Annotated in this window: 1 protein-coding gene; it reads right to left on the bottom strand. The window is 38.8% G+C overall.

The annotated features are described in order from the left end of the window. On the bottom strand, nucleotides 1-833 hold an 833-nt coding region (locus HHO41_RS22010; protein ID WP_169102744.1), incomplete at both ends, for a transposase.

Here is an 833-nt window from a genome sequence, read left to right as displayed (position 1 = left end):
TTAGAAAACTTACCTTCTGTATTAAAAGCTTTACGCTCAGCAATGACAGGGAAAAGGTTCATATCAAGTGTCTTTTTACAAATGTGAGCAGTGAAGTAACCTGAGTCCAAAGCTACTGATTCCAAGGTCTTTGCAAAACCAAATCTTTCAATCTGATTTTTCAGTCTTTCCAAATAAACAGTTGCATCGTTGACGTTACCTGGGGTCACGAATACATCTGTAATAATATTAAATTTGTGATCAACAGTACGATGATCTAAAAAGAAGAAACCTTCTGGCTTTCCCTTACGTTTCATAAATCCACATTCAGGATCTGTGGTACTTTTTTTAAGTTTCTTTTCTGTTGTAACCTCCCCAGCCGGAGGTAAGGGCTTTTTTCCGTGTGCTTCACGATCCTCGTTCACTGCCTTTTCGAGTTCTGCCAAATACTCGTGTGGTTGATCTGTCACCACCTGCATAGTATAAGCATTCTTGTTAGCATTGGCCTGGATATGTGTGGAATCTGATATTAGGAGACGCCCAGCCACCATATGATGGTGAATCGCTAAATGTACTACTTCATCAAAAATATCCTGAAAGACACTTGTACCTTTAAACCGGTTATTCCGATTCCAACTGATTGTTGAATGATCAGGCACAGAATCTGAAAAACCCAATCCTAAAAACCATCTATAAGCAGCATTAAGAATGATTTCTTGTTCTAACTGTCTTTCTGAACGAATGTCATAGAGATATCCAATTAGTATCATTTTGAACAGTACAACGGGATCAAGCGAAGGTCTTCCTTTGGTTTCACTATAAAAAGGACGCACCTTTTCCCTGATGAAGGAAAG

It is taken from the genome of Bacillus sp. DNRA2 (assembly GCF_012843265.1).
In the GTDB taxonomy this organism is placed as follows: Bacteria; Bacillota; Bacilli; order Bacillales; family Cytobacillaceae; genus Bacillus_BU.
This window is presented reverse-complemented; position numbering and strand designations above follow the sequence as displayed.